Origin of the sequence: Neobacillus niacini, from assembly GCF_048572935.1 — a bacterium.
Lineage (GTDB): Bacteria > Bacillota > Bacilli > Bacillales > Cytobacillaceae > Neobacillus > Neobacillus niacini.
The window spans coordinates 4,858,701-4,879,172 of sequence record NZ_CP183883.1; the positions used below are offsets into that span (position 1 = coordinate 4,858,701).

The following is a 20,472-nucleotide window of genomic DNA, read 5'->3' on the forward strand; positions in this document are numbered from 1 at the left end:
TTTGTATCCTCCCTTTTATGAATGGTTCATTATTTTGCAACACTTTGAATAGATTTTGGTGCATCCTGATGGTAAACAAGTTTCCATGCGTCTAATACGTTTTTATTCGTTACTTGTAATGCTGGTACAGCTACATATGCCGGGGCTTCTTTACCAAGTATTCCATAACCTGCTAATATTGCTTCTGAAATCCCCTGGTCATACGGCAGCTGAGCACCAAGCCCTTTAATAATTCCATCAGAGGCAATATCCAAGGCTACGTTTGTCCCTAAATCGATTGTTGTAATCACGAAATCTTTCTTGCCTGCCGTACGTGTGGCTGCTAAAGCTCCTTCTGCCGGAACATCCCAGACGACAAACATGCCATCAAGGTCACGATTTTTCGTCAACATTCCAGAAGCCACTTTCTCGCCATCGTTAGGGCCGATGATGCCCCCACGTTCAACGATTTTGATATTCGGATATTTTTCTTTGATTGTTTTTTCAAATGCTTCTGTACGCTGCTTGGTTACGAAATAATCGGCATCATGATAAATCACACCGATTTTCCCTTTTCCACCAAGCTTTTCAGCCATGATTTCCGCTGCCTGAACACCATTTCCATAGTTATCAGCAGAAACTACACTCACATAATCCTTGCCTGCTTCCAGACCATTTGGTTTATTATCCATAAACACGACTTTCACTCCTGCATCTGCGGCTTTCTTAAAAGCTGAAGCAGTCGAAACAGGGTCAACTGGAATCCCTACGATAATATCAGGTTTTTTCGCTAAAACTGTTTCAATATCAGATACTTGTTTTTCAGCCTTAAATTGGGCATCGGTTACAGCCACTACTTCAATTCCCATTTTCTCAAAGGTGGCTTTTAAACCATCGATTTGAGCAGTCGCCCAGTCGTTTCCTGCATAGTGCATAACAAGAGCGGCTTTGTATTTTCCTTCTTTGATCTTTTGAACTTCTTCTTCAGTCAGCTGTAGTGTTTTAGCTGAAACAGCAGCTTCCCCGCTAGGACCTTTACTTAATATTTCTTGGTCAGGGATCTCCTGATTAATGGTAATTGGACCGGAACTTGCCGCTGTTTCTTCCGTTTTGGACTTCTCTTGCCCATCACTTTTTTTGATATTCGTGCTTTTCTGGCCGCAGCCGGCTAGTGCAATACTAGTAATAAATAGAATCATAGTAATAATCGATAAAACCTTTTTCATATTGGTCCCCCTATCTCTTGAAAAACTTATTTTGTCTTTAATGCTTCATACCGGGCAAGAAACTGCCGGCTGATTTCGGCACCCTCTTTTGGATTCGCCCAGCTGTCCAATTCCACTGTAATCCAGCCGTCATAGTTTGCTTTCTCTAGTAATTCTAGCATTTCAGCAAACTTCTGATGGCCTTCCCCTAAAGGCAAAAACTCACCATTTTCATAGTCTTTAAAGTGAACATATTTGATGCGGTCGACATATTTTTTAATCACTTCAACAGGGTCTCCCCCACCTGCTTCAATATGAGCTGTGTCAGGACATAGGTTGATAGTTGTTAAAGGCATTAATTTATCCAGCTGTTCAGGTGACTGTACATTCGTCCCCAAATGCGGATGGTAGCTAGGAATAAGGTGGTATTTCTCTGCGATTTCTACTACTCTATTAAGGGCATTTCCTAAATCTTTGTAGTCGCTTTCTTTGATGCCGTTAGTCCGGACTGCACCGCCGCCGACAACAAGATGCTGTGCTCCTAATTCATAAGCAAAAGCTGCTACCTCTTCAATTTTTGCTAATTCTTCCTCTAAAATATCAGGAAAAATAAAGTTTCCGCCGGTGTAAACACCTATGAAGGATAAAGAGTGATCTGCGATTAGTTTTTTAAATTCTTCCTTTTTATCTCGAAATTGCATCATATTTCCATCAAAAATTTCAAACCCTTTATACCCAGCTTCAGCAATCTCTTTGAGCGCGTCCTCTGTTGAGCCGTTTGCAAGGTAATAGAGATCCTTTACAGAAGTAACTCCTGCCGGGTGACCAACTACGCCTCCCCAGGTATTCGTTTGATAACCTAGTTTCATCATTTTCCCTCCATTTTTCACTATCTAGCTTCTTGTCTCTTCGAAAATATTCTCCGTTATGTAATCGATTACAATTTAAGGATTTAAAAAATAATTATTTTGTTTTCTAAGAGAAATAATGTAATCCATTACATTTGACAAAGTAGTATCTTCACTCCTTATACTACTTGGTATATGGTAACGTTAAAATCAATAAAATTGCTAATCTAAATACACATTCTTGCTAACCAAAAAAAGCTCTAATCTTTCCCTAAAGTTTTTGAAAGATTAAAGCTTTATACTTTCATTCTTCTGAATTTTCCCGGCGGGCTACCTGTCATTTTTTTAAAAAGCAAATTGAAATAATTAGCATTTTCATATCCTATTAACGAGGCAATTTCCCTCACAGAAAGATCGGAATACTCCAGCAGCCTTTTTGCCTCTTCAATACGGCACTGAATCATGTATTGAATGGGCGGCAGGCCCACTTCTTCTTTAAAAATGTGTACTAAATGGAAGGGGCTTACATAAACGAGGTTGGCTAAATCGTTTAAGGTCAGCTCTTGCCGAAAATTTTCTTCAATATATTTTTTTACTTCAAGGCACATAGAAGAAAAGGAAGGATGATGATCGACATTTTTCAATAGACGAGTAACTTTAATCACTACCGTTTGTAATATTGAGGATATGATATCTTGGTAACCCACATGCTTTATACTATATTCATTTAATATTACCTTTAAATAACTATGAATCTCCTTCTTTTCTTCCTGCAAATTAATAATTGGAAGATCTGTGGATTCTATCAGAAAACCTTTCTGCTTCCCATTGATATGGAGATTGGAAAAACAGATGGAAATCCCATTAAGAGGATTATCCATACAAGATTTCACCTTGAGATCACTTAATGGATTTAATATGATAAGATCTCCTGTTTTTCCCACAAAATGGCTGTCTTCAAGTATGAAATCACCTCGTCCTTGTTCTATAAAGATAATCTCTGTATAGTCGGCGTCGGCATTTTTTTTAAAACCAAGAGGACTTTTTTGACTGATTACTGATGCAGATATTAATCGAGGTGTTTCAAGTAGAATGGAGGTTTTTTGCACGGCGAATGCCCCCTTTAAAGAAGAATGGGCGGCGACTACAGGTATCTGTTACCGCCCGGATTTTTCCAAGATTATTTGTGCTCCCAGCCAATTTCTTTCATTTGCTCTTTTAAGTATTTAATCGATTCTTTGGCAAACCAATCTGGTTCAGACGCTCTAGAATTGAATCCAACTTCCATTGCTAAATATCCATCATAATTGATATCTTTTAAGGCTCTTAATACCGCATCATAATCACATTGGCCTTTACCAGGAGGGAGACGGTCGCTGTCGGCGATATGAACATGATGAAGCTTGTCTTTCATTCGGTATACATAATCACTGGCCACTTCATTTCTGTACAATGCATGGAATGTATCAAACATGACCTTAACATTATCCATACCTGATTGCTCTGCTAATAGAAGGGCATCATCAGCTGTTTCAATTAAGTTGCTGTCTGCTGGAGTTGGTTCAACTACAAGTGTCACACCAAGATCCTTAGCATATTGGGCTACTTCAATTAAGCCTTCTAAACTGTAGTTCCAAGCTTCTTGCTGTGAAGTTCCAAAAACCACCCAGCCTGCAATCCACATAACGGTTGGGCATTCCCATTCATGCGCTAAACGAACAACTTCCTTATAATGTTTAATCGTAAATTCTCTTTCTTCCTTTAAAGGAGAGCTTGGGTTCATCCCTGGACCTCCGCCTGGTGCGGGAAGCATCGATGAAACCTTTAAGTTCTTTTCCTTAAGCAATTTTTTGATTTCTTGTCTTCTTTCAGGTGATAAATAGTCTGGCCAGGCATGCGGGGCTGCACAGCCAATTTCAATCGCATCGTAACCAAAAGAAGAAAGACGGTTGATAACTTCCTCTAATGGATAAGAAGAAAGCCAGTTTGGAAAACTACTATACACCCATGTGTTAAATGAAATACCTTTCATTAGGAACAGCTCCTTTTAATATAATCATTGGTTTAAATCTAGTAAGGATAGCTTAACCTGTGAGTAATGCTGCTTTATCCGAGAGTAAAGGCAGCTTATCCGAGAGTTACGACCTACCGCTTCTGCTTTTCTTATTCCCAAACAAATACAGCTTTTTCTGTCTTTCTTTCATCAAACATACGGAATGCTGTTTCTGCTTCTTCCAATTTAAATTGATGTGTCACTAGTTTTTCAACAGGCAGATTTTTTCTCACTATGAATTCTGCAATTTCGTCAAACTCTTGAATTGGGAAGTACCAAGAACCGATCACCGAAATTTGCTTACGAATTAACTGCTGACTAGGCTTAATTGTTGTCTCTTTGCTTTCGCCGATAAAGGCCACACTTCCATGTGCTCTCACACAATCTAATGCATCATTTTCAGCATACGGGCTTCCGGAGCAATCGATTGCTGCGTCTGCACCGGCACCATTTGTAATACGGGCAATTTCTTCTTGAACATTCATCGTTTTACCATTGATGGTGTAATCTGCACCTAATTCCTTCGCAAGCTCCAAGCGCTCATCCAGCATGTCAACAGCAATAACCGTTGCACCTAATCCTTTAGCAATCATCACACCTGCACCGCCCATTGGGCCCATACCAAAAATAACAAGGTAGTCTCTTCCGGAAATTCCTAATCTCTTTTGAGCGTGATAAAGGGTTCCTACTGCATCTGTTGACACGGCAGCTGTTACAAAGCTCATAGTATCTGGAAGTCTCATGCAGTTTTCAGCTGGAACTACCATATACTCAGCGTCGCCGCCATGAGAGTCAAAACCTATGCACTTAAATTCTTTACAGAACATTTTGTATCCACTCTTACAATGAGCACATTCACCGCAGCCTAATGCTAAGTAAACAGCAACCCGATCACCAGGCTTAAAATTAGATACACCATTACCTACTTCTGTAATAACTCCCGCAGGCTCATGTCCAGGCACCGTACATCCACATTTTGTTCCTTCAAAAACAGATGTTCCGTAGTATAAGCTCATATCACTGCGGCAAATAGCAGACGCCTTTAATTGAATGAGTACTTCTCCTTGTCCTGGTGTTGGGATTTCAACCTGACGAATTTCTACCTTTTTGTCTCCGGGAAAAAATACTGCTTGCATTGTTGTCATCGTACTGCCTCCAATAAGTTAATTTGAATCATAGGACTAAGGTCTACTACAACTTGTTTTTATTGATTACATAAGGGCTGTAGAATACAGCCGGCCATATCCCCTTTTATATAAAAACGTATAACGTTCCGATCAAAATTGCTCTATCAACCAAAAATTAAGCCCACCACATATCAGTAACTTGTTCCTTAAACATGGCATATTTTAAAAGAGAAATCGCTTTCTTTAATCCCTCATCTGTTGAAGCAAGCATATCTTCATGTTCAATGGAAATGACATAATCATAACCAACCGCTCTTAAGGTACTCACAATGTCTTTCCACATTTTTTCATCCGATCCATATCCTACAGATCTAAATGTCCATGAGCGATCTAAAATTTGGCTGTAATGCTTTGTATCTAAAACACCATTTACACTAATATTGGCTTGATCTAAATAAGTGTCCTTCGCATGGAAATGGAAGATGGCTTTTTCCCTTCCAAGCCTTTTAATTGCATCTACCGGATTGATTCCTTGCCAAACTAAATGGCTTGGATCAAAATTGGCACCAATGTTTTCCCCCGCATGTTCTCTTAACTTTAGTAGTGTATCAGGATTATAGACTACAAACCCAGGGTGCATTTCAAAGGCAATTTGGTTAATGCCATGCTCTTTCGCGAATTTCGCTTCCTCTTTCCAATAAGGAATCGCGACTTCGTTCCATTGCCAGTTCAACACATCTAAATATTCAGGCGGCCAAGAACATGTGACCCAGTTTGGATTTTTTGCACTGATATGATCACCCGGGCATCCGGAAAAGCCATTGATAACAGGAACTTCTAAATGTTCTGCCAGTAAAACGGTTTTCCGCCAAACGTCGTGTGATTCTTTGGCTATTTTCACATTCGGATGCAGCGGATTCCCGTGGCAGCTTAAGCCACTGATGGTTATTCCCCTTGTTTCAAGTGCTCGCAGGAATTCTTTAGTTTTATCGGGAGAGGCAAGCAATTCATCCGGTTTACAGTGATGGTTGCCGGGATAATTGCCAGTCCCCAATTCAACGGTCTCAACACCCATACCTGCCAGCTTATCCAGCATTTCTTCAAATGGCAAATTCTGATAAAGCGGGGTAAATACACCTAGTTTCATGCCAGAACCTCCTTGCTTGCCTGAACCTTCACCCATTTCTGCAGCTGATGGCTTTCCAAGATGGCATCTGTAATACACATGGAAATATGGCCATCTACAAATGTCGCAAACTTATGCTTGTCTGTTTTCAGGCTCTTTCCTTCGCTAACAAAAGAGTAGAAATTTAACATCATATTTTTTAATGCATCCGGCCAGCCTTCATTATGCCCACCTGGATGATGGATAGCTGATCTTGCCTCCGCTGAGAATAACGCAGGGTCTGCTAAAAGAACTTCATTCGCTTTATCCCGGTGTCCGATCCATAATTTTTCTGGTTCTTCCTGGTTCCAGAAAACAGAGCTGTGGCTTCCATTGATTTCAAAACTTAGTCTATTTTTCCGACCGGCACTTACTTGGGATACCGTAAAGACTCCTCTTGATCCATCTTCAAAGCGAACTAGAACGGATGCATAGTCTTCTGTATTGATTTGAATATCTTCATATTCCATATCTTCTTTATTCTTGGCCCCAAAAGTAGCTACATTTCCTGTAGGCTTCTTTCTTACTGGAATAACAGTTGCTAAATCAGCAAATACTTCCACAATTTTTTTACCTGTTACAAATTGGACAGTATCGCACCAATGGGATCCAATATCCGCTACGGCCCGTGATTTCCCGCCTACTTCCGGTGCTAAACGCCAGTTATAATCTGTTTCATATAATAACCAGTCCTGCAAGTAACTTCCGTGAACCAAATTCACTTTCCCAAGATCACCATTTGTGATTTTCGCTTGTAAGTTTTGTATACTTGCATGCTGTCTGTAATTAAAGTTCACTGCATGGACTACGCCGTGTTTTTCTGCAAGTTCCAGCAATTCTGCTGATTCTTCACTGTTCATTGCCAGCGGCTTTTCTGAAACGACATGCTTTCCTGCCAAAATAATCTCTTTATTAATTGCATAGTGCAGGTGATTTGGTGTGCAATTGTGCACTACTTGGATTTCACTGTCTTTTAGCATTTCACGGTAATCACCATAAGCTCTCGGGATTCCAAGCTCAACGGCTTTTTTTTCAGCTGTTTCCTGACTGGTTTCCGCCAAACCAACTACTTCTACAAAGCCAAGTCTTCTGATGGCTTCAATATGTGTTGGCCCGATAAAACCGGTACCAATGATACCAACTTTAATCTTCTTCACTTCGTTTCCTCCTGTACATAAGTTTTCTCATGTTGCAGTAACGTACATTTTAAGAGCGTTTTATAAAAACCTATCGCTTCATCGCTTTCTTACCAAATGCCACAGCCAAGATGATGATAATTCCTTTGATAATCATTTGCTGGCTGACATCAAGACCCATAATGATCAAACCGTTATTAATCGTACCAATCATCAAGGAACCTACAATCGTCCCGATGATCGTTCCTACACCGCCAAACAAGCTTGTTCCTCCAAGGATGACCGCTGCGATAACAGAAAGCTCATCCCCTTCTCCAAAGGAAAAACGACCTGCATTCATACGACCTGCATAGAGAAGCCCGGCTAAACCAGCCATTAATCCTGTACCTAGGAAAACCATCAGCTTAATTTTCATTGTCTTCACACCTGAAAATCTTGCAGCGTTTTCATTTCCGCCTGTAGCAAGCACCTGACGGCCAAAAGCTGTTTTACGAAGCAACACATGGGCGATAACCGTAAACACTAGAGTCCAAATAAGAAGAACCGGAATTGGACCAATGTCACCAGATCCAAAAATAAAGTTGAAATTTGCATCTACAATTGGAACTGGTGCTGTGTCTGTAATCCACATTGCAAAACCTTTAATTGCTCCCATTGTTCCCAATGTTACAAGGAAGGAAGGAATGGCTACCTTTGTAACAAGCAAACCATTGATTAAACCAACCACAAGTCCCGTACTTACACCGCCAATGAGTCCTCCCACAATGCCATAACCGGCTTGGAGCGCCAATGCACCTACAAGAGAAGAAAGAGCGGCAATGGAACCAACAGAAAGGTCAATTTCACCTGTACTGATTACAAATGTCATTGCCAACGCCATTAAGGAAATGGTAGCTGTTTGTCTAACAATATTTAACAAGTTTCCTGATGTTAAAAACCCTTCATCACTTAAGGTGATAGAAAAATAGATTAATACTCCTACGAAAGCGAAATAAACAATATAATTGCGCCATTCGAAGCCTTTCAATGCCGGAGCTGCCGGCTTTTGTATATTAGAAACCTTGGATTGCATATTGTAATTCCTCCTCTGTTTTAATCTCTTTGCGTGTCATCTCCTTCTTTATTTTCCCATCATGCATGACGACCACACGGTCACTCAAGGCAAGCAGTTCTGGAAGTTCAGAGGAGACCACAAGGATTGCCTTGCCAGTTTCGGCCATTTCTCGAATAATCTCAACGATTTCTGTTTTTGCACCAATATCCACACCAATGGTTGGTTCATCCAGCATGAGTACGGTAGGATCATTCGCCAGCCATTTGGCGAGAACGATTTTTTGCTGATTACCACCTGATAACAGTCTGGCTTGTTTAAAAATATGATCCGTTTTAATATTGAGCTTTTGAACAAAATCATTACTAATGTCATTTGATTTTCTATTATCTATAAAAGTTCCTTTTTTAACCTTCGAAAGAATTGGAAGAATCATATTATCCTTGACACTATGTTCAAGAACCAAGCCTTGCATTCGGCGATCCTCCGGAATCAAAGCAAGACCGGCATCGATCGCATTTCTTGGATTCTTTATCCTTTGTTTTTGTCCGTTTACGTAGATTTCTCCACTCTCAATCGGGTCAATTCCAAACAGACTTCGAAGTAATTCTGTTCTCCCGCTTCCCATCAGCCCGGCAATTCCGACGATTTCACCCGGCTGAATTTTAAGATTGATATCTTGAACAATTCCGGCTGTTAAATTTCTCACTTCAAATATCGGCGGTACGTCAGTAGCGTAAGCACGTTCCTTCCATTCAAATGCTTGGTCAAACTCCATACCGACAATATGTTGAATAACGGTGTCAAGATCGGTTTCACTGCATTTTTCAGTTGTGATATACCGTCCATCACGTAATATTGTAATTCGGTCACATATTTCAAAGATCTCATCCATCCGGTGTGAAATATAGATGATGGAATATCCTTTTGCTTTCAATTTGTTAATAAAGCTAAATAATACTTCTGTTTCATTTTTGGTTAAGGAAGAGGTTGGCTCGTCCATGATAAGAATTTTCGCTTCTTGGGAAAGTGCTTTGGCAATTTCTGTCATCTGCCAATAGCCAACACCAAGGTTTTGCACAATATCAGTTGGTTTAATATCTACGCCTAATTCTTCAAGCAGTTTTTCCGTTTTCTTCTCACAATCCTTGTCATCGAGCAGCCCTAATGATGTCTTCTTCTCACGTGTAAGATAGATGTTTTGGGCAACAGTAAGGGTTGGAATTAAACTAAACTCTTGGAAAATCATCGATATATTATTTTTTTGTGCTTCTTCATAACTTTTAATACTCACAGGTTTTCCGTCAATCAGAATGTCGCCGCTATCTGCGGAATAAACACCTGTTAGAATTTTCATTAACGTCGATTTCCCGGCACCATTTCCCCCCATCAAGGCGTGAACTTCACCTTTTTTCACGGAGAAATTAACATCTTTTAATACAGGAATCCCGTTAAATGCTTTACTAATATTTTTCATTTCTAGAATAGGTTGTTCCATCCAAGTTCACCTTCTTTTCGTGATAGAGGCTGCTTTTCAGGCAACCCCTATCCTATTTTTTATTTCATTGCATCTTGAACTGTTTTTGGTGCTTCTGTCCCGTAGATAAGCTTCCAAGAATCTAATACATTTTCTTTTGTGACTTTAATCGATGGCGAAGCAACATAAGCTGGTGCTTCCTTACCTAATAGTGCATAGCCGGAAAGAATCCCTTGTGCAACACCTTGGTCATATGGCAGCTGAGCTCCAAGTCCTTTTACGATTCCATCCTGTGCAATTGAAATTGCAACGTTTGTTCCCAAGTCAACAGTTGTTACAACAAGATCATTTTTGCCTGCAGTGCGGGCAGCTGCCATGACACCTTCAGCAGGTACATCCCATGGAGCAAAGATTCCGTCAATATCTTTATTTCTTGTAAGCATCGCTGAAGCTACTTTTTCAGCATCGTTTGGACCGGTAATACCGCCTTTTGCTACAATCTCAATATTTGGATATTTTTCCTTGATTCTTGCTTCAAAGGCATCCGAACGATTTTTTGTTACAAAGAAGTTTACATCGTGATACACGATACCAACTTTACCTTTTCCACCTAGTTTTTCAGCCATAACGTCCGCTGCTGTTGCTCCGTTACCCGCGTTGTCACCAGACACAATACTGATGTAATCTTTTCCAGGGACAAGACCTTCTGCAGCTCCATCCATAAATACTAATTTAACCCCTTGTTCAACTGCTTTTTTATAAGCCGGTGCTGTAGAAACGGCATCAACTGGAACTGAAATCATGATGTCAGGTTTTTTTGCTAAAACCGTTTCAATATCATTTACTTGCTTTTCTGCTTTAAACTGTGCATCTGTTACAGCAACTACTTTGATACCCATTTTCTTAAACGTATCCTGCATCGCACCAACTGCGGCATTCATATAATCAGTACCAGAATAATGCATAACAATGGCTGCTTTATATTTTCCATCTTTAATCTTTTTTAGCTCTTCTTCCGTAAGCTGCAATGTCTTTGCTGAAACAGCTTGTTCACCGTTTGGACCTTTATCTTTAACTTCTAAGTCTGGAATTGCTGGATTAATCGTTAATGGACCTGAAGCTGTATCTGAATAGTTTTCATTCTTTTTTGTCGTTGCTTGATCACCTGAAGTAGATTTATTGCCGCCGCATCCCGCCAGCACGAAACTTAAAATCAACAATAATACCGAAAGTGAAAAACTCTTTTTCATTTGGTTAACCCCCACTATTTTAGTTATTTAGTTAAAGCTCGTTTTTTTGTTGGCACCACCCTTAGAATCTAAAGTGTGGCACCACCACCTTTTCATAATTGAAAGTTTAGTAAATTTTATCTAGTAATCGTTTACATTTAAGAAAGTATAGGAATCTCTTTGACTTCTAAAAAAATGTAAAGGATTACATTTTTATTAAAAATTTTTAAATAGTTCTGACAGACTCCCTTACAACCAACTGGTCAGCTAAGATAATTTGCTCACGTTTGACTTCCTCTTTGTTGATGAGCTTCATCAGTAATTCCATCGCGTTCTCACCAATTTCGAATGCTGGCTGTGCAATCGTTGTAAGACCCGGTTCGAATATGGAGGAAAATTTTAGATTATCAAATCCTAGAACCGAAATATCCTCAGGAACCTTAAGACCTTTTGATTTAATCGCCTTAATCACTCCCATGGCCATATCATCGCTTGCAGCGAATATCGCTGTTGGGAGTTGGCCAAGAGCGAAAAACTTCATCATGAGATTAAAACCGCTATCAAATGAGAAGTCACCCTCCTGGACTAACACGGGGTCAACGATAAGGTTTTTCCTTGCCATCGCCTGATAAAATCCTTTGAGGCGGTCTCGGCTCAATACGATATCGAGAGGTCCAGTGATGCAGCCAATTCTTTCGTGTCCCAAATCGATTAAATATTCCGTTGCCTTTCTGGCACCACTGATGTTATCAATCGAAACTGTTGGGATCCTGGAGCCTTCAATATATTCACATGCCAGCACCACCGGAAAACTTCGGGCCACCTCTTCAACGGCTGCTGCCTCCATTCTGGCGGTTAATAAAACCATTCCATCTGCTTTTTTTTGCTGCAGGATGTTTAAATACCCCTTTTCTCGTTCCACATCATTGCCTGTATCACCAAGTAATACCTGATATCCTTTTGCAACTGCGACAGCTTCAATCCCCCTTAACACCTTTGAAAAAAAGGGATTTGTAATGTCAGGCACAACGACTAGAATTGTCTTCGTTTCAAGTCTTCTTAGCTGGCGTGCTAAGAGATTAGGCTGATAATTCAATGCTTCAATCGCCTTTAACACTTTTTCCATCGTTGTTCCCCTAACTGTTTCAGGCTTTGTTAATACTCGAGATACTGTTGCAGTTGAAACATTAGCCTTTTTTGCTACATCCACAATCCCAACCATCTTTGTTCTCTTTTCCTTTCCTGTTTCTATACTTGGATTGTAATCGATTACAAAATTGTCGTCTAATCGCCTTCAGACAAGCTTTTTGTTCAAATGGCTACAAGTTTTTTTCATCCAGAATTCCATTTCATTCATTCGAACAAAAAAAGCTTTTTTTAAAAAAAAATAAGACCCAGTAATTTTTCATTACTGAGCCTTACTTTTTACAACGATTTACATTTTTGCAACTCTGCAAGCTTATTCTTCGAAACCTTTGCAGTCTCTTCATAATTTTTAAAATAAGCATTGTACGACTGGCCAGCCGCTTCAATTTTCGTTAAATGTTGCAAATTGATAATACAAGAACGATGGGAGGCAACAAATCGCGAATCAAGAATTTCTTCAAGTTCGGTTAACGCTTCATTTAACTCAATTTTTTGATTAACCGTATGAATGACGGACTTTCGGTCAGCTCTTTCAATAAAAATAATCTCGTCTAACGGAATAAAAGAATACTGGTTACGCTGTTTGATCATTAAATCCTTTTTGACTGGAGCAAAAGGCGGAACCTTGACTTTTTGCTTCGAAAAGGCTGCTGCCCGCTCTAAAGCGGAATAAAGCCTGCCCCGCTCAATCGGTTTCACAATATAATCGATCGCATTCACCCCAAAGGCTTCCAGAGCGTATTCATCATGGCCTGTAATAAAAATAACCTGCAAGGTTGGCAGAATTTTTTTACACGATTTAACCGCTTCCATTCCGTTCAATAAAGGCATGTTAATATCAACTAAAACGATGTCGGGCTTTTCCAGCATTACCTTGTTAATTAAATCCTCACCATTTACTGCTTCTCCGACAATTTGATAGTTCGGAACAGATTTAATCATATGCTTTAACAATTTTCTAGATGGTGCATTGTCCTCTGCAATCAAAACTTTCATAAATCATCCCTCATGTATTTAAGTTTGGTTTAAACTATATCACATAACGTATTAAGTAGATAATATGTGAAAAAAATGAAATAAATGGCTTCTTCTTTTTTAGTTAGCAGCCAATCTAACTGCTTACAGTATAAGACAGTACATCTGGCTTAGGAAGTTTTTAGAATCGAAAGGGAATGGTGGAGAAAAAATGGAAATGTTTTATAAAGATAATTTATATAAGGAAGTTCTTCGGACCATGTCCGAATGTGTAATCATTCTTGAAAAGTCGGGGAAGATGGTTGCCCTAAATGAAAATACAGAAAAAATACTGGGGATTAAATCAGAGTTCTTAACTGAATCCAGCTTGATGCAGCTAGAATATGTAAATGAAGACGGATCGCCGTTACTCTATTCTCGATTACCAGGAATAATAACACTTAAGGATGGTATTCCTTTCCATGATTTCATTTTAGGTATTAACGACAGGAATAAGGAACCTAAATGGATCTCAGTCAATTCAACGCCTCTTAAAATTTGTGATAATGAAGAACAGGCTGCCCTTGTTACCATTTCTGATATCACCGAACGAAAAAACATGGAAAATGCCTTAATTCAAGCTAAAGAAGAGGCAGAAAAAGCAAATATGGCTAAATCCGACTTTCTGTCTAAAATGAGTCATGAACTCCGTACACCATTGAATGGAATCCTTGGTTTTGCACAGCTATTAGAAATTGAAGAAACCTTAAATAATGATCAGCGTGATTTTGTCCAAGAGATTTTAAATGGAGGGAGACATTTATTAAGTATAATTAATGATATTTTAGATTTATCAAGAATAGAGACGGGCAATATAAAAGTATCGATTGAAGAGATTGATCTTCTAACGATTATTAATGAATGTATCAATATCGTGCAGCCGCAGGCCAAGAAGAAGAGAATCAGTATACATAACCAATTGGATAACTGGCAAAATATATTTATTCTTGCCGATCCCATTCGTCTTAAACAAATCTTCCTTAATCTTCTCGATAATGCGATCAAATATAATCGGGAAGGCGGCAAAGTCATGATCTTCTCTTATTTCAAAGGAAACGAACAGATCATTCATGTTGCGGATACAGGGGTCGGAATTTCAGTTGAAGAATATCAAAAGGTATTTGTTCCCTTTTACCGAATTGAAGGGACACAAGAAGAAGGTACAGGTATTGGATTGTCTTTAGTAAAACAGCTCGTCCAGCTAATGGGAGGGCAAATTAGTGTAACGAGTCAAAAAGGTTTAGGAAGTGATTTTTGCTTTAGCCTCCCTCTTCCCCATGATTTAAAGCCTGTGATGAGATGGGGTGAAGAGGTTGAACTTACTAAGGATAATATCCGGAAGGCAGATGACTACCGTTTGCTGTATATCGAAGATAACGCGTCGAACGTAAACTTAGTAAGGAACATCATGAAATCGCATCCTTCCTATACGCTTTTATCTGCTCGTTCCGGAAAAGAAGGATTAGAAATGGCAGCGAATGAAAAAGTGGACTTGATTCTGCTTGATCTAAACCTTCCCGATATCCATGGTTATGAAATATTTAATAGGTTAAAAACAATAAAACAAACAAAAGATATTGCAGTAATTGCTGTAAGTGCCAATGCGCTTCCGCAGGATATTCAATATACATTAGACAAGGGCTTTGATAATTATGTAACAAAACCCTTTAATGTAAAAGAGTTTTTGACCATCATAAGAGAAACGCTGAATAGTACGATTAACCAAAATATTCCGGATGAAGAAATTTTAAGCACAGGGCCGCATGGAGAGGAGGCTATTTCAGCCAAAACACTCCAGTTATCGTTGAAAGACCTGAAAAAGCTTAAGGAAATGAATTATAAGGCAGCTGTTGCCATGCACTATGCAGGAAACGATTTCTCAACTGCCATCATCAATGGTGTGAAAGATACTTTTGGAAAAATGGGCGTAGAAGTTGTTGCCGTTACTGATGCACAATTTAAACCTGAGAAACAAATTTCAGATATCGAAACCATCATGGCTAAAAAACCAGATGTTATAGTAGCTTTGCCGGTTGATCCAGTTGCAACTGCTTCCGCTTTTAAAAAGGCTGCAGAGGCAGGAATCAGACTTATTTTTATGGATAATGTGCCTGAAGGATTAGAATTTGGCAAGAATTATGTGAGCGTCGTTACATCTGACAACTATGGAAATGGTATATTTGCAGCGGAGATTATGGGTAAAGAACTTAAAGGAGAAGGTAAGATTGGTGTTATGTTCCATAGTGTTGATTTCTTCGTAAATAATCAGCGTGTAGAAGCATTCGAAACTACGATTAAAGAAAAATATCCAAATATTAATATTGTTGTACGTAATGGAATTACCACCCCTAACGATGCGGAAAAAGCAGCTTCTGTTATGTTAGCAAAAAATCCAGATTTAGATGGTATTTTTGCCATTTGGGATGAACCCGCGAAAGGAGTACTAGCTGCAGCACGTAAAGCAGGAAAAACTGATATAGTTATTACGACCGTTGATTTGGGAAGTAATGCAGCATATCAAATTGCTTCTGGAGGAAATATTAAAGGTCTTGGAGCGCAATTACCTTATGAAAATGGAGTTGCACAAGCAATTATTGCGGGATATTCACTACTTGGTAAGGAAGTAGCTCCTTTCTATGTTGTACCAGCGATAAAAGTAACAAAAGAAAATATCTTAAAGGTTTGGAAACTGGCTTATCGTCAAGATCCTCCGGATGCCATTCAAAAGTACTTTTAATTAGCTTGATTATACCGGTAACAAGAGTATCAATCCCAATATTACCGCATAAAAAGGAGAGGCCGGATTCTTGTTGAAGCCGACCTCTTTTTAGTCGAATAGACCTCTTATTTACGACCTCTTTTTCTCTCAGATTTCAGGCTTCATGAACAACTTATAAAAACTGTTAACACAAAAAACTATAAACCTTCTACAAAATCCGGGATGTGGCAGCAGCTATATCAAAGGTGGTATCGCTTTCATTTTCGCTAGGTCCTTATCCTCTCTTATAAACTTTATCTTTTGAAAAAATCTCGATTTTGTTGTGAGAATTTTTCAGTTATTCGTTCGTGCTTCGCTCCATCAATAATCCCAAAGCATTTTCCATAGAAACGAATACAACAAGATTTTTTCCGAAGAAGTAAAGATTGACGCATGATTATTCTCTTCCACTTTTCTTTATATATATTATTTATCCCCAAAAAACTACGTATGTGCAAAAAATTCATTAATGAAATTTTATTATGTTTTCACTAAATAATTGAGAAAACAAATATATTGTTTTTTTCTTGACTTTAGGTATAACCATGGAGAACTGTTTATTACCCAATGATTTTCACAGCGTGTCATATGGGGCTCGTCTAGGTGAGTTACGTGCGTTATCGTGAACAGATATCGACGGATGACGATTACTAAGTCCGCTTATGTGGATGAAGAGGGAAACGTACAAATCAGGGATCTAACAAAGGGTGGAAAAGATTGAACGATTGTCATTGGAAATAAGCTTACGAATTTATTTAAGAGCCAATACGAACGTTATCAAGAGTTAAAGACCGTTTAGGAGATAGCTTTAATCCCAACTATCTAGTGTTTTTCAATTCAAATGGTGATTATACTCACCCACGTGAGTTACACCGAATTTATAAACGTTCGATTCAACAACCAGGTTTAAAGGATTCTCGTTTTCAAGATACAAGACATTCTTACGCTTCGATTTTACTACAAAAAAATGTGCATCCTAAAAATTGTCAGTGAGAGACTAGGTCACTCTAAAATAGGAATTACATTAGATCTATATAGTCATGCGATACCTTCTCTTCAGGAACAGGCTGTTGAAGTATTTGGCGAAATAGATGATAACAAATAGTTATTGAAGTCATATGGCACCAATTTGGCACCCGAAGTGAGTAAAGGGATATAATCGAGGTTGTCTTCTTAATATATGAAACTCTTCAACCCCTTGCTATGTAAGGGTTGGCGGGACTGCGTGGGAATCGAACCCACCAGACCTGGCACGCAGGTCTCAAGCAGTTTTGAAGACTGTGGAGGACACCAGTACCCCATTCAGCCCCAGAATATTATTGTAAAAAAGATATCTACCATTTGTAATCATAATACAATGGAATATAGTAATAATCAATAGTGTCAGGGATATTGTCATTTTTCCGACAACTTTTGCAAACTATTCTTTGAACTCGTCTCTTCCTTGATATTAAAGACAATGACTTGTCTTTTCACCATATTACAGACTATAATAAATAGATGAAAATAGTATCGTGTAGGTGAAAACAATGCAATTAACAGGTTGGTTTCTTTGGTTTATATTAATATGGATCTTTGCCTTTGCCGGGGCTATGGCGATTGGCGGATTTTTTATGTTTCGTAAGTTTCTTAAGAGAATGCCAAAAGACGATGGCAAATCCGTGATGGATTGGGAAGAATATTATGTCAACGAATCTCGTCATCTGTGGGGAGACAACGAAAAAGCACTTCTCGAAGATTTAGTCAGTCCGGTTCCCGAATTATTCCGCGATGTAGCCAGGCATAAAATAGCTGGTAAGATTGGCGAACTTGCTTTAAATGAAAAAGTGCCAAAAATTACAGAAGAACTCGTGATTCGGGGCTACATTCAAGCAACACCCAAAAGAGATCATAAATTTTTACGTAAAAAGCTATTTGAAAATAGAATTGATGTAGCTCCTTATGAGCATTTATTCTAAACCGCCCAAAATTTGGCGGTTTTTTTTCATAAATTTGGATACTTTATCATAGAGGGAAAAATAGGCTGGGGTGAAAAGAGATGGCAAAACGTTCGGCAACTAGGAGACACAAAATATTTAACCTATTGATCATAATGATTCCATGGTTATCCTTGTTATTTATAGGAAAGCGTGATTTTAAAAGATATTCTTTTTCAGGTGTTTTTATTGTTATCTTTGAGATCGTGAATCACTGGTATGGACACAAGCGGAATTGGTGGAAGTTTTACGATAAGAAAAAATCATTTATGAGAGATGAACTTCCTTTTAGCGTGGGTCCATATGCGCCTTTTTCAATGTGGCTCCTTAAAATCTCAAACGGAAACTTTAAGAAATTTACGTTACTGAATGTAATTTCTGATGGGCTATTTGCCTTCGTGATTATTGATGTTCTTAAAAAGCTTAAGATTATCAGTCTAGGTCGATTAAATCATATTCAGTTTTTCTTCTACTTACACTATAAAGCCTATATTTTATATGGAGTTCAGTATTTATTTGATAAAATCAAAAGATATCGGTATTAAACAACGCTCAGAGCTTTTTATGCCCTGAGCGTTTTTAATGACAATTAATGTTGACCATGAAGCTTTTTATATAGTTTTTTATAATCGTGATACATCGCAACACGCCATGGAACGATCATACTAAATGCCAACAGGAAGAACATACCGCTTAGCTCTCCATAATCAATCGTTGCACTTAAGATTGTTTTCAGTCCAATCCTTACCACTAATAGTCCTACTAAAATAAAAATAAATGCCTTCGATCGTTTTAAGTAGATATCGTTCTCCCGAATTTCAAATTTAGAAGTTTTGATCAATAGAATCGAAAAAAGCATACCCACAACGACCGCCTCTAAGATTTCCATAGATGATAATCTAAATTGTGGTACTACGTACATTAATGCCCCGCTTGACATAAAAACGGGTGGCAGGATAATTTTCTTTGCATTTGTAGGTTTCTTAGCAGCCTTCATACGGACAAATAATGCAAAGATACCCATAAAAACCGCACCAATTGAAGAAACAACAACGAAGTTCATAGGTTTCATCCCCTATTTTTATAAAATAAAACTATATCATATTTTAAACTATCATTCCCATTTTAGAAACCGGTAAATCCACCAAAAAGACCGGAGAAAATAATAATAATTTTGGTCATCCAGTCAAAGAATAACACGATTCCCATGACAATCATCAAATACCCACCGATTTTCATAATCTTAACGCTGTTCTTTCGGATCCATTGCATACGTCCCACGAAGAACGATAAGATGAAAAATGGTATAGCAAAACCAAGTGAGTAGGCAGTCATGTATAGAACACCTGAACCAGGATTTGAGCCCGCAAGCAGAATAACGGAGGTTAGAATTGGACCTGTACAAGGTGTCCAACCAGCAGCAAAAGCCATACCAATTAAGATTGATCCAATAAAACCTGAAGGTCTATTTTTAAATTCTAGACGGCGATCCTTCATAAGGAATTCCGGTTTAAAAATTCCAACAATCATTAATCCAAATATCACGATAAAGATTCCACCAAGCTGGCGAATGAGATCTTTATACTCAGAAAAGAAACGACCAATAAAGGAAGTACCAAACCCAATGGCAATAAAAATAGCGGAAAAGCCGATTAGAAAAAATAATGTATGTAAAAGGCTCCGCTTTTGAAGCATGGCATTTTCAGTTTTTAACTCCCCAACCGACATCCCCGTGATATACGATAGAAAGGCTGGGTAAAGCGGTAAACAGCATGGTGAGATAAAACTTAAAAAACCTGCACCTAAGGCCAATAATATATTTACATCCGTCATATTAACACTCCCACTATAGTCGATACTTCTTCATTTTAACAAAACTTATCCGTAAAAGATAATGATTAACATGAATATTTTGTGTCTGTAGCAGCGAATGCATATCTCATCCAAACATCTTCTATGTTTCTACTAATTTCCTACATTATATGGATATTTTTTTACAAATATCTTTGTATTTATTCCCAACTTAGGTTATACTAGTAAAACATTGGTAGAGAATTTCCTATCAATGTTTTGTTTTCTACTTATGGAGCATCTCCGGAAAGGACCACGGCAATGATTAAACAAGATCTCATTACACTAATTGAAAAAAAGCGTGCTGAGTTAATACAAGTCGCGGTCACTAACGGCCTGACTTCTTCCATTGCTATCCGCTATAGCCAGGAATTAGACCACCTTTTAAACGAATATAATCGAAAGTATATAAAGAAAACCCGCCAAGCGGCGAGTCTCTAGTAAAAAAATCCTGGCA

Annotated in this window: 18 protein-coding genes and 1 tRNA gene; 4 read left to right on the forward strand and 15 right to left on the reverse strand. The window is 38.5% G+C overall.

The annotated features are described in order from the left end of the window. Positions 1-29 precede the first annotated feature (29 nt). The 12 genes from ACN6MT_RS23905 to ACN6MT_RS23960 all read right to left on the reverse strand — a co-directional run bounded on the left by ACN6MT_RS23905 (position 30) and on the right by ACN6MT_RS23960 (position 13,412). A complete protein-coding gene (locus ACN6MT_RS23905; protein ID WP_419888371.1) occupies positions 30-1,205 on the reverse strand; it encodes a substrate-binding domain-containing protein in 1,176 nt (391 codons plus the stop codon). A 26-nt stretch (positions 1,206-1,231) separates the two neighbouring features. Continuing rightward, positions 1,232-2,056 (reverse strand): sugar phosphate isomerase/epimerase family protein, encoded by an 825-nt coding sequence (locus ACN6MT_RS23910; protein ID WP_419888372.1) that lies wholly within the window; start codon positions 2,054-2,056, stop codon positions 1,232-1,234. Between the two features lie 272 nt (positions 2,057-2,328). Further along, positions 2,329-3,141: an AraC family transcriptional regulator gene (locus tag ACN6MT_RS23915; protein WP_419888373.1), complete on the reverse strand. Its 813-nt coding sequence runs from the start codon at positions 3,139-3,141 to the stop codon at positions 2,329-2,331. A 71-nt stretch (positions 3,142-3,212) separates the two neighbouring features. Beyond that, a complete protein-coding gene (locus tag ACN6MT_RS23920; protein ID WP_063254398.1) occupies positions 3,213-4,064 on the reverse strand; it encodes a sugar phosphate isomerase/epimerase family protein in 852 nt (283 codons plus the stop codon). A gap of 131 nt (positions 4,065-4,195) precedes the next feature. Then, positions 4,196-5,230, reverse strand: coding sequence for a zinc-dependent alcohol dehydrogenase family protein (locus ACN6MT_RS23925; protein WP_063254397.1), 1,035 nt, complete (start codon positions 5,228-5,230; stop codon positions 4,196-4,198). Positions 5,231-5,387: 157 nt separating this feature from the next. After that, positions 5,388-6,359 carry a sugar phosphate isomerase/epimerase family protein gene (locus tag ACN6MT_RS23930; RefSeq protein ID WP_419888374.1) on the reverse strand — a complete coding sequence of 324 codons (972 nt, stop codon included), beginning with the start codon at positions 6,357-6,359 and terminating at the stop codon, positions 5,388-5,390. Then, positions 6,356-7,534 carry a Gfo/Idh/MocA family protein gene (locus ACN6MT_RS23935; RefSeq protein WP_419888375.1) on the reverse strand — a complete coding sequence of 393 codons (1,179 nt, stop codon included), beginning with the start codon at positions 7,532-7,534 and terminating at the stop codon, positions 6,356-6,358. The genes ACN6MT_RS23930 and ACN6MT_RS23935 overlap by 4 nt, the downstream gene beginning before the upstream one ends. A gap of 70 nt (positions 7,535-7,604) precedes the next feature. Continuing rightward, on the reverse strand, positions 7,605-8,585 hold the full coding sequence (locus ACN6MT_RS23940) for an ABC transporter permease (RefSeq protein ID WP_419888376.1): 981 nt from the start codon (positions 8,583-8,585) through the stop codon (positions 7,605-7,607). Then, positions 8,566-10,062, reverse strand: coding sequence for a sugar ABC transporter ATP-binding protein (locus ACN6MT_RS23945; RefSeq protein ID WP_419888377.1), 1,497 nt, complete (start codon positions 10,060-10,062; stop codon positions 8,566-8,568). The genes ACN6MT_RS23940 and ACN6MT_RS23945 overlap by 20 nt, the downstream gene beginning before the upstream one ends. A gap of 59 nt (positions 10,063-10,121) precedes the next feature. Continuing rightward, on the reverse strand, positions 10,122-11,291 hold the full coding sequence (locus ACN6MT_RS23950) for a substrate-binding domain-containing protein (protein WP_419888378.1): 1,170 nt from the start codon (positions 11,289-11,291) through the stop codon (positions 10,122-10,124). 205 nt (positions 11,292-11,496) lie between these two features. Further along, positions 11,497-12,492 (reverse strand): LacI family DNA-binding transcriptional regulator, encoded by a 996-nt coding sequence (locus tag ACN6MT_RS23955; RefSeq protein ID WP_419888379.1) that lies wholly within the window; start codon positions 12,490-12,492, stop codon positions 11,497-11,499. A gap of 203 nt (positions 12,493-12,695) precedes the next feature. Beyond that, positions 12,696-13,412 carry a LytR/AlgR family response regulator transcription factor gene (locus ACN6MT_RS23960; RefSeq protein ID WP_419888380.1) on the reverse strand — a complete coding sequence of 239 codons (717 nt, stop codon included), beginning with the start codon at positions 13,410-13,412 and terminating at the stop codon, positions 12,696-12,698. Between the two features lie 190 nt (positions 13,413-13,602). Here ACN6MT_RS23960 and ACN6MT_RS23965 point away from each other — a divergent pair, with 190 nt between their 5' ends. Next, positions 13,603-16,167, forward strand: a complete 2,565-nt coding sequence (locus ACN6MT_RS23965) for a substrate-binding domain-containing protein (RefSeq protein ID WP_419888381.1) — start codon at positions 13,603-13,605, stop codon at positions 16,165-16,167. Positions 16,168-17,401: 1,234 nt separating this feature from the next. Here the strand turns inward: ACN6MT_RS23965 and ACN6MT_RS23970 are convergent. Continuing rightward, positions 17,402-17,498: transfer RNA gene (locus tag ACN6MT_RS23970), tRNA-Sec, on the reverse strand. Positions 17,499-17,717: 219 nt separating this feature from the next. Here ACN6MT_RS23970 and ACN6MT_RS23975 point away from each other — a divergent pair. Beyond that, entirely contained in the window at positions 17,718-18,146 is a 429-nt protein-coding gene (locus ACN6MT_RS23975; protein ID WP_419888382.1) for a DUF2621 domain-containing protein, read from the forward strand. 80 nt (positions 18,147-18,226) lie between these two features. Continuing rightward, the gene (locus ACN6MT_RS23980) at positions 18,227-18,709 is read left to right on the forward strand and encodes a hypothetical protein (protein ID WP_419888383.1); all 483 of its coding nucleotides are present in this window, start codon (positions 18,227-18,229) and stop codon (positions 18,707-18,709) included. Positions 18,710-18,753: 44 nt separating this feature from the next. Here ACN6MT_RS23980 and ACN6MT_RS23985 read toward each other — a convergent pair whose 3' ends face one another. Both ACN6MT_RS23985 and ACN6MT_RS23990 read right to left on the reverse strand, forming a co-directional pair. Beyond that, a complete protein-coding gene (locus ACN6MT_RS23985; protein WP_419888384.1) occupies positions 18,754-19,227 on the reverse strand; it encodes a CcdC family protein in 474 nt (157 codons plus the stop codon). 62 nt (positions 19,228-19,289) lie between these two features. Next, positions 19,290-19,997, reverse strand: a complete 708-nt coding sequence (locus ACN6MT_RS23990) for a cytochrome c biogenesis CcdA family protein (protein WP_063254384.1) — start codon at positions 19,995-19,997, stop codon at positions 19,290-19,292. Between the two features lie 279 nt (positions 19,998-20,276). Between ACN6MT_RS23990 and ACN6MT_RS23995 the strand changes: the two genes are divergently transcribed. After that, complete coding sequence (locus ACN6MT_RS23995) at positions 20,277-20,456, forward strand: aspartyl-phosphate phosphatase Spo0E family protein (RefSeq protein WP_082799606.1); 180 nt, start codon at positions 20,277-20,279, stop codon at positions 20,454-20,456. Positions 20,457-20,472 lie beyond the last annotated feature (16 nt).

Coding starts and splice junctions, on each gene's coding strand:
- ACN6MT_RS23960 (WP_419888380.1), bottom strand. CDS start 13,412: ATGAAAGTTTTGATTGCAGAGGACAATGCACCATCTAGAAAATTGTTA.
- ACN6MT_RS23940 (WP_419888376.1), bottom strand. CDS start 8,585: ATGCAATCCAAGGTTTCTAATATACAAAAGCCGGCAGCTCCGGCATTG.
- ACN6MT_RS23905 (WP_419888371.1), bottom strand. CDS start 1,205: ATGAAAAAGGTTTTATCGATTATTACTATGATTCTATTTATTACTAGT.
- ACN6MT_RS23920 (WP_063254398.1), bottom strand. CDS start 4,064: ATGAAAGGTATTTCATTTAACACATGGGTGTATAGTAGTTTTCCAAAC.
- ACN6MT_RS23990 (WP_063254384.1), bottom strand. CDS start 19,997: ATGACGGATGTAAATATATTATTGGCCTTAGGTGCAGGTTTTTTAAGT.
- ACN6MT_RS23910 (WP_419888372.1), bottom strand. CDS start 2,056: ATGATGAAACTAGGTTATCAAACGAATACCTGGGGAGGCGTAGTTGGT.
- ACN6MT_RS23955 (WP_419888379.1), bottom strand. CDS start 12,492: ATGGTTGGGATTGTGGATGTAGCAAAAAAGGCTAATGTTTCAACTGCA.
- ACN6MT_RS23925 (WP_063254397.1), bottom strand. CDS start 5,230: ATGACAACAATGCAAGCAGTATTTTTTCCCGGAGACAAAAAGGTAGAA.
- ACN6MT_RS23980 (WP_419888383.1), top strand. CDS start 18,227: ATGGCAAAACGTTCGGCAACTAGGAGACACAAAATATTTAACCTATTG.
- ACN6MT_RS23975 (WP_419888382.1), top strand. CDS start 17,718: ATGCAATTAACAGGTTGGTTTCTTTGGTTTATATTAATATGGATCTTT.
- ACN6MT_RS23995 (WP_082799606.1), top strand. CDS start 20,277: ATGATTAAACAAGATCTCATTACACTAATTGAAAAAAAGCGTGCTGAG.
- ACN6MT_RS23930 (WP_419888374.1), bottom strand. CDS start 6,359: ATGAAACTAGGTGTATTTACCCCGCTTTATCAGAATTTGCCATTTGAA.
- ACN6MT_RS23985 (WP_419888384.1), bottom strand. CDS start 19,227: ATGAACTTCGTTGTTGTTTCTTCAATTGGTGCGGTTTTTATGGGTATC.
- ACN6MT_RS23950 (WP_419888378.1), bottom strand. CDS start 11,291: ATGAAAAAGAGTTTTTCACTTTCGGTATTATTGTTGATTTTAAGTTTC.
- ACN6MT_RS23965 (WP_419888381.1), top strand. CDS start 13,603: ATGGAAATGTTTTATAAAGATAATTTATATAAGGAAGTTCTTCGGACC.
- ACN6MT_RS23945 (WP_419888377.1), bottom strand. CDS start 10,062: ATGGAACAACCTATTCTAGAAATGAAAAATATTAGTAAAGCATTTAAC.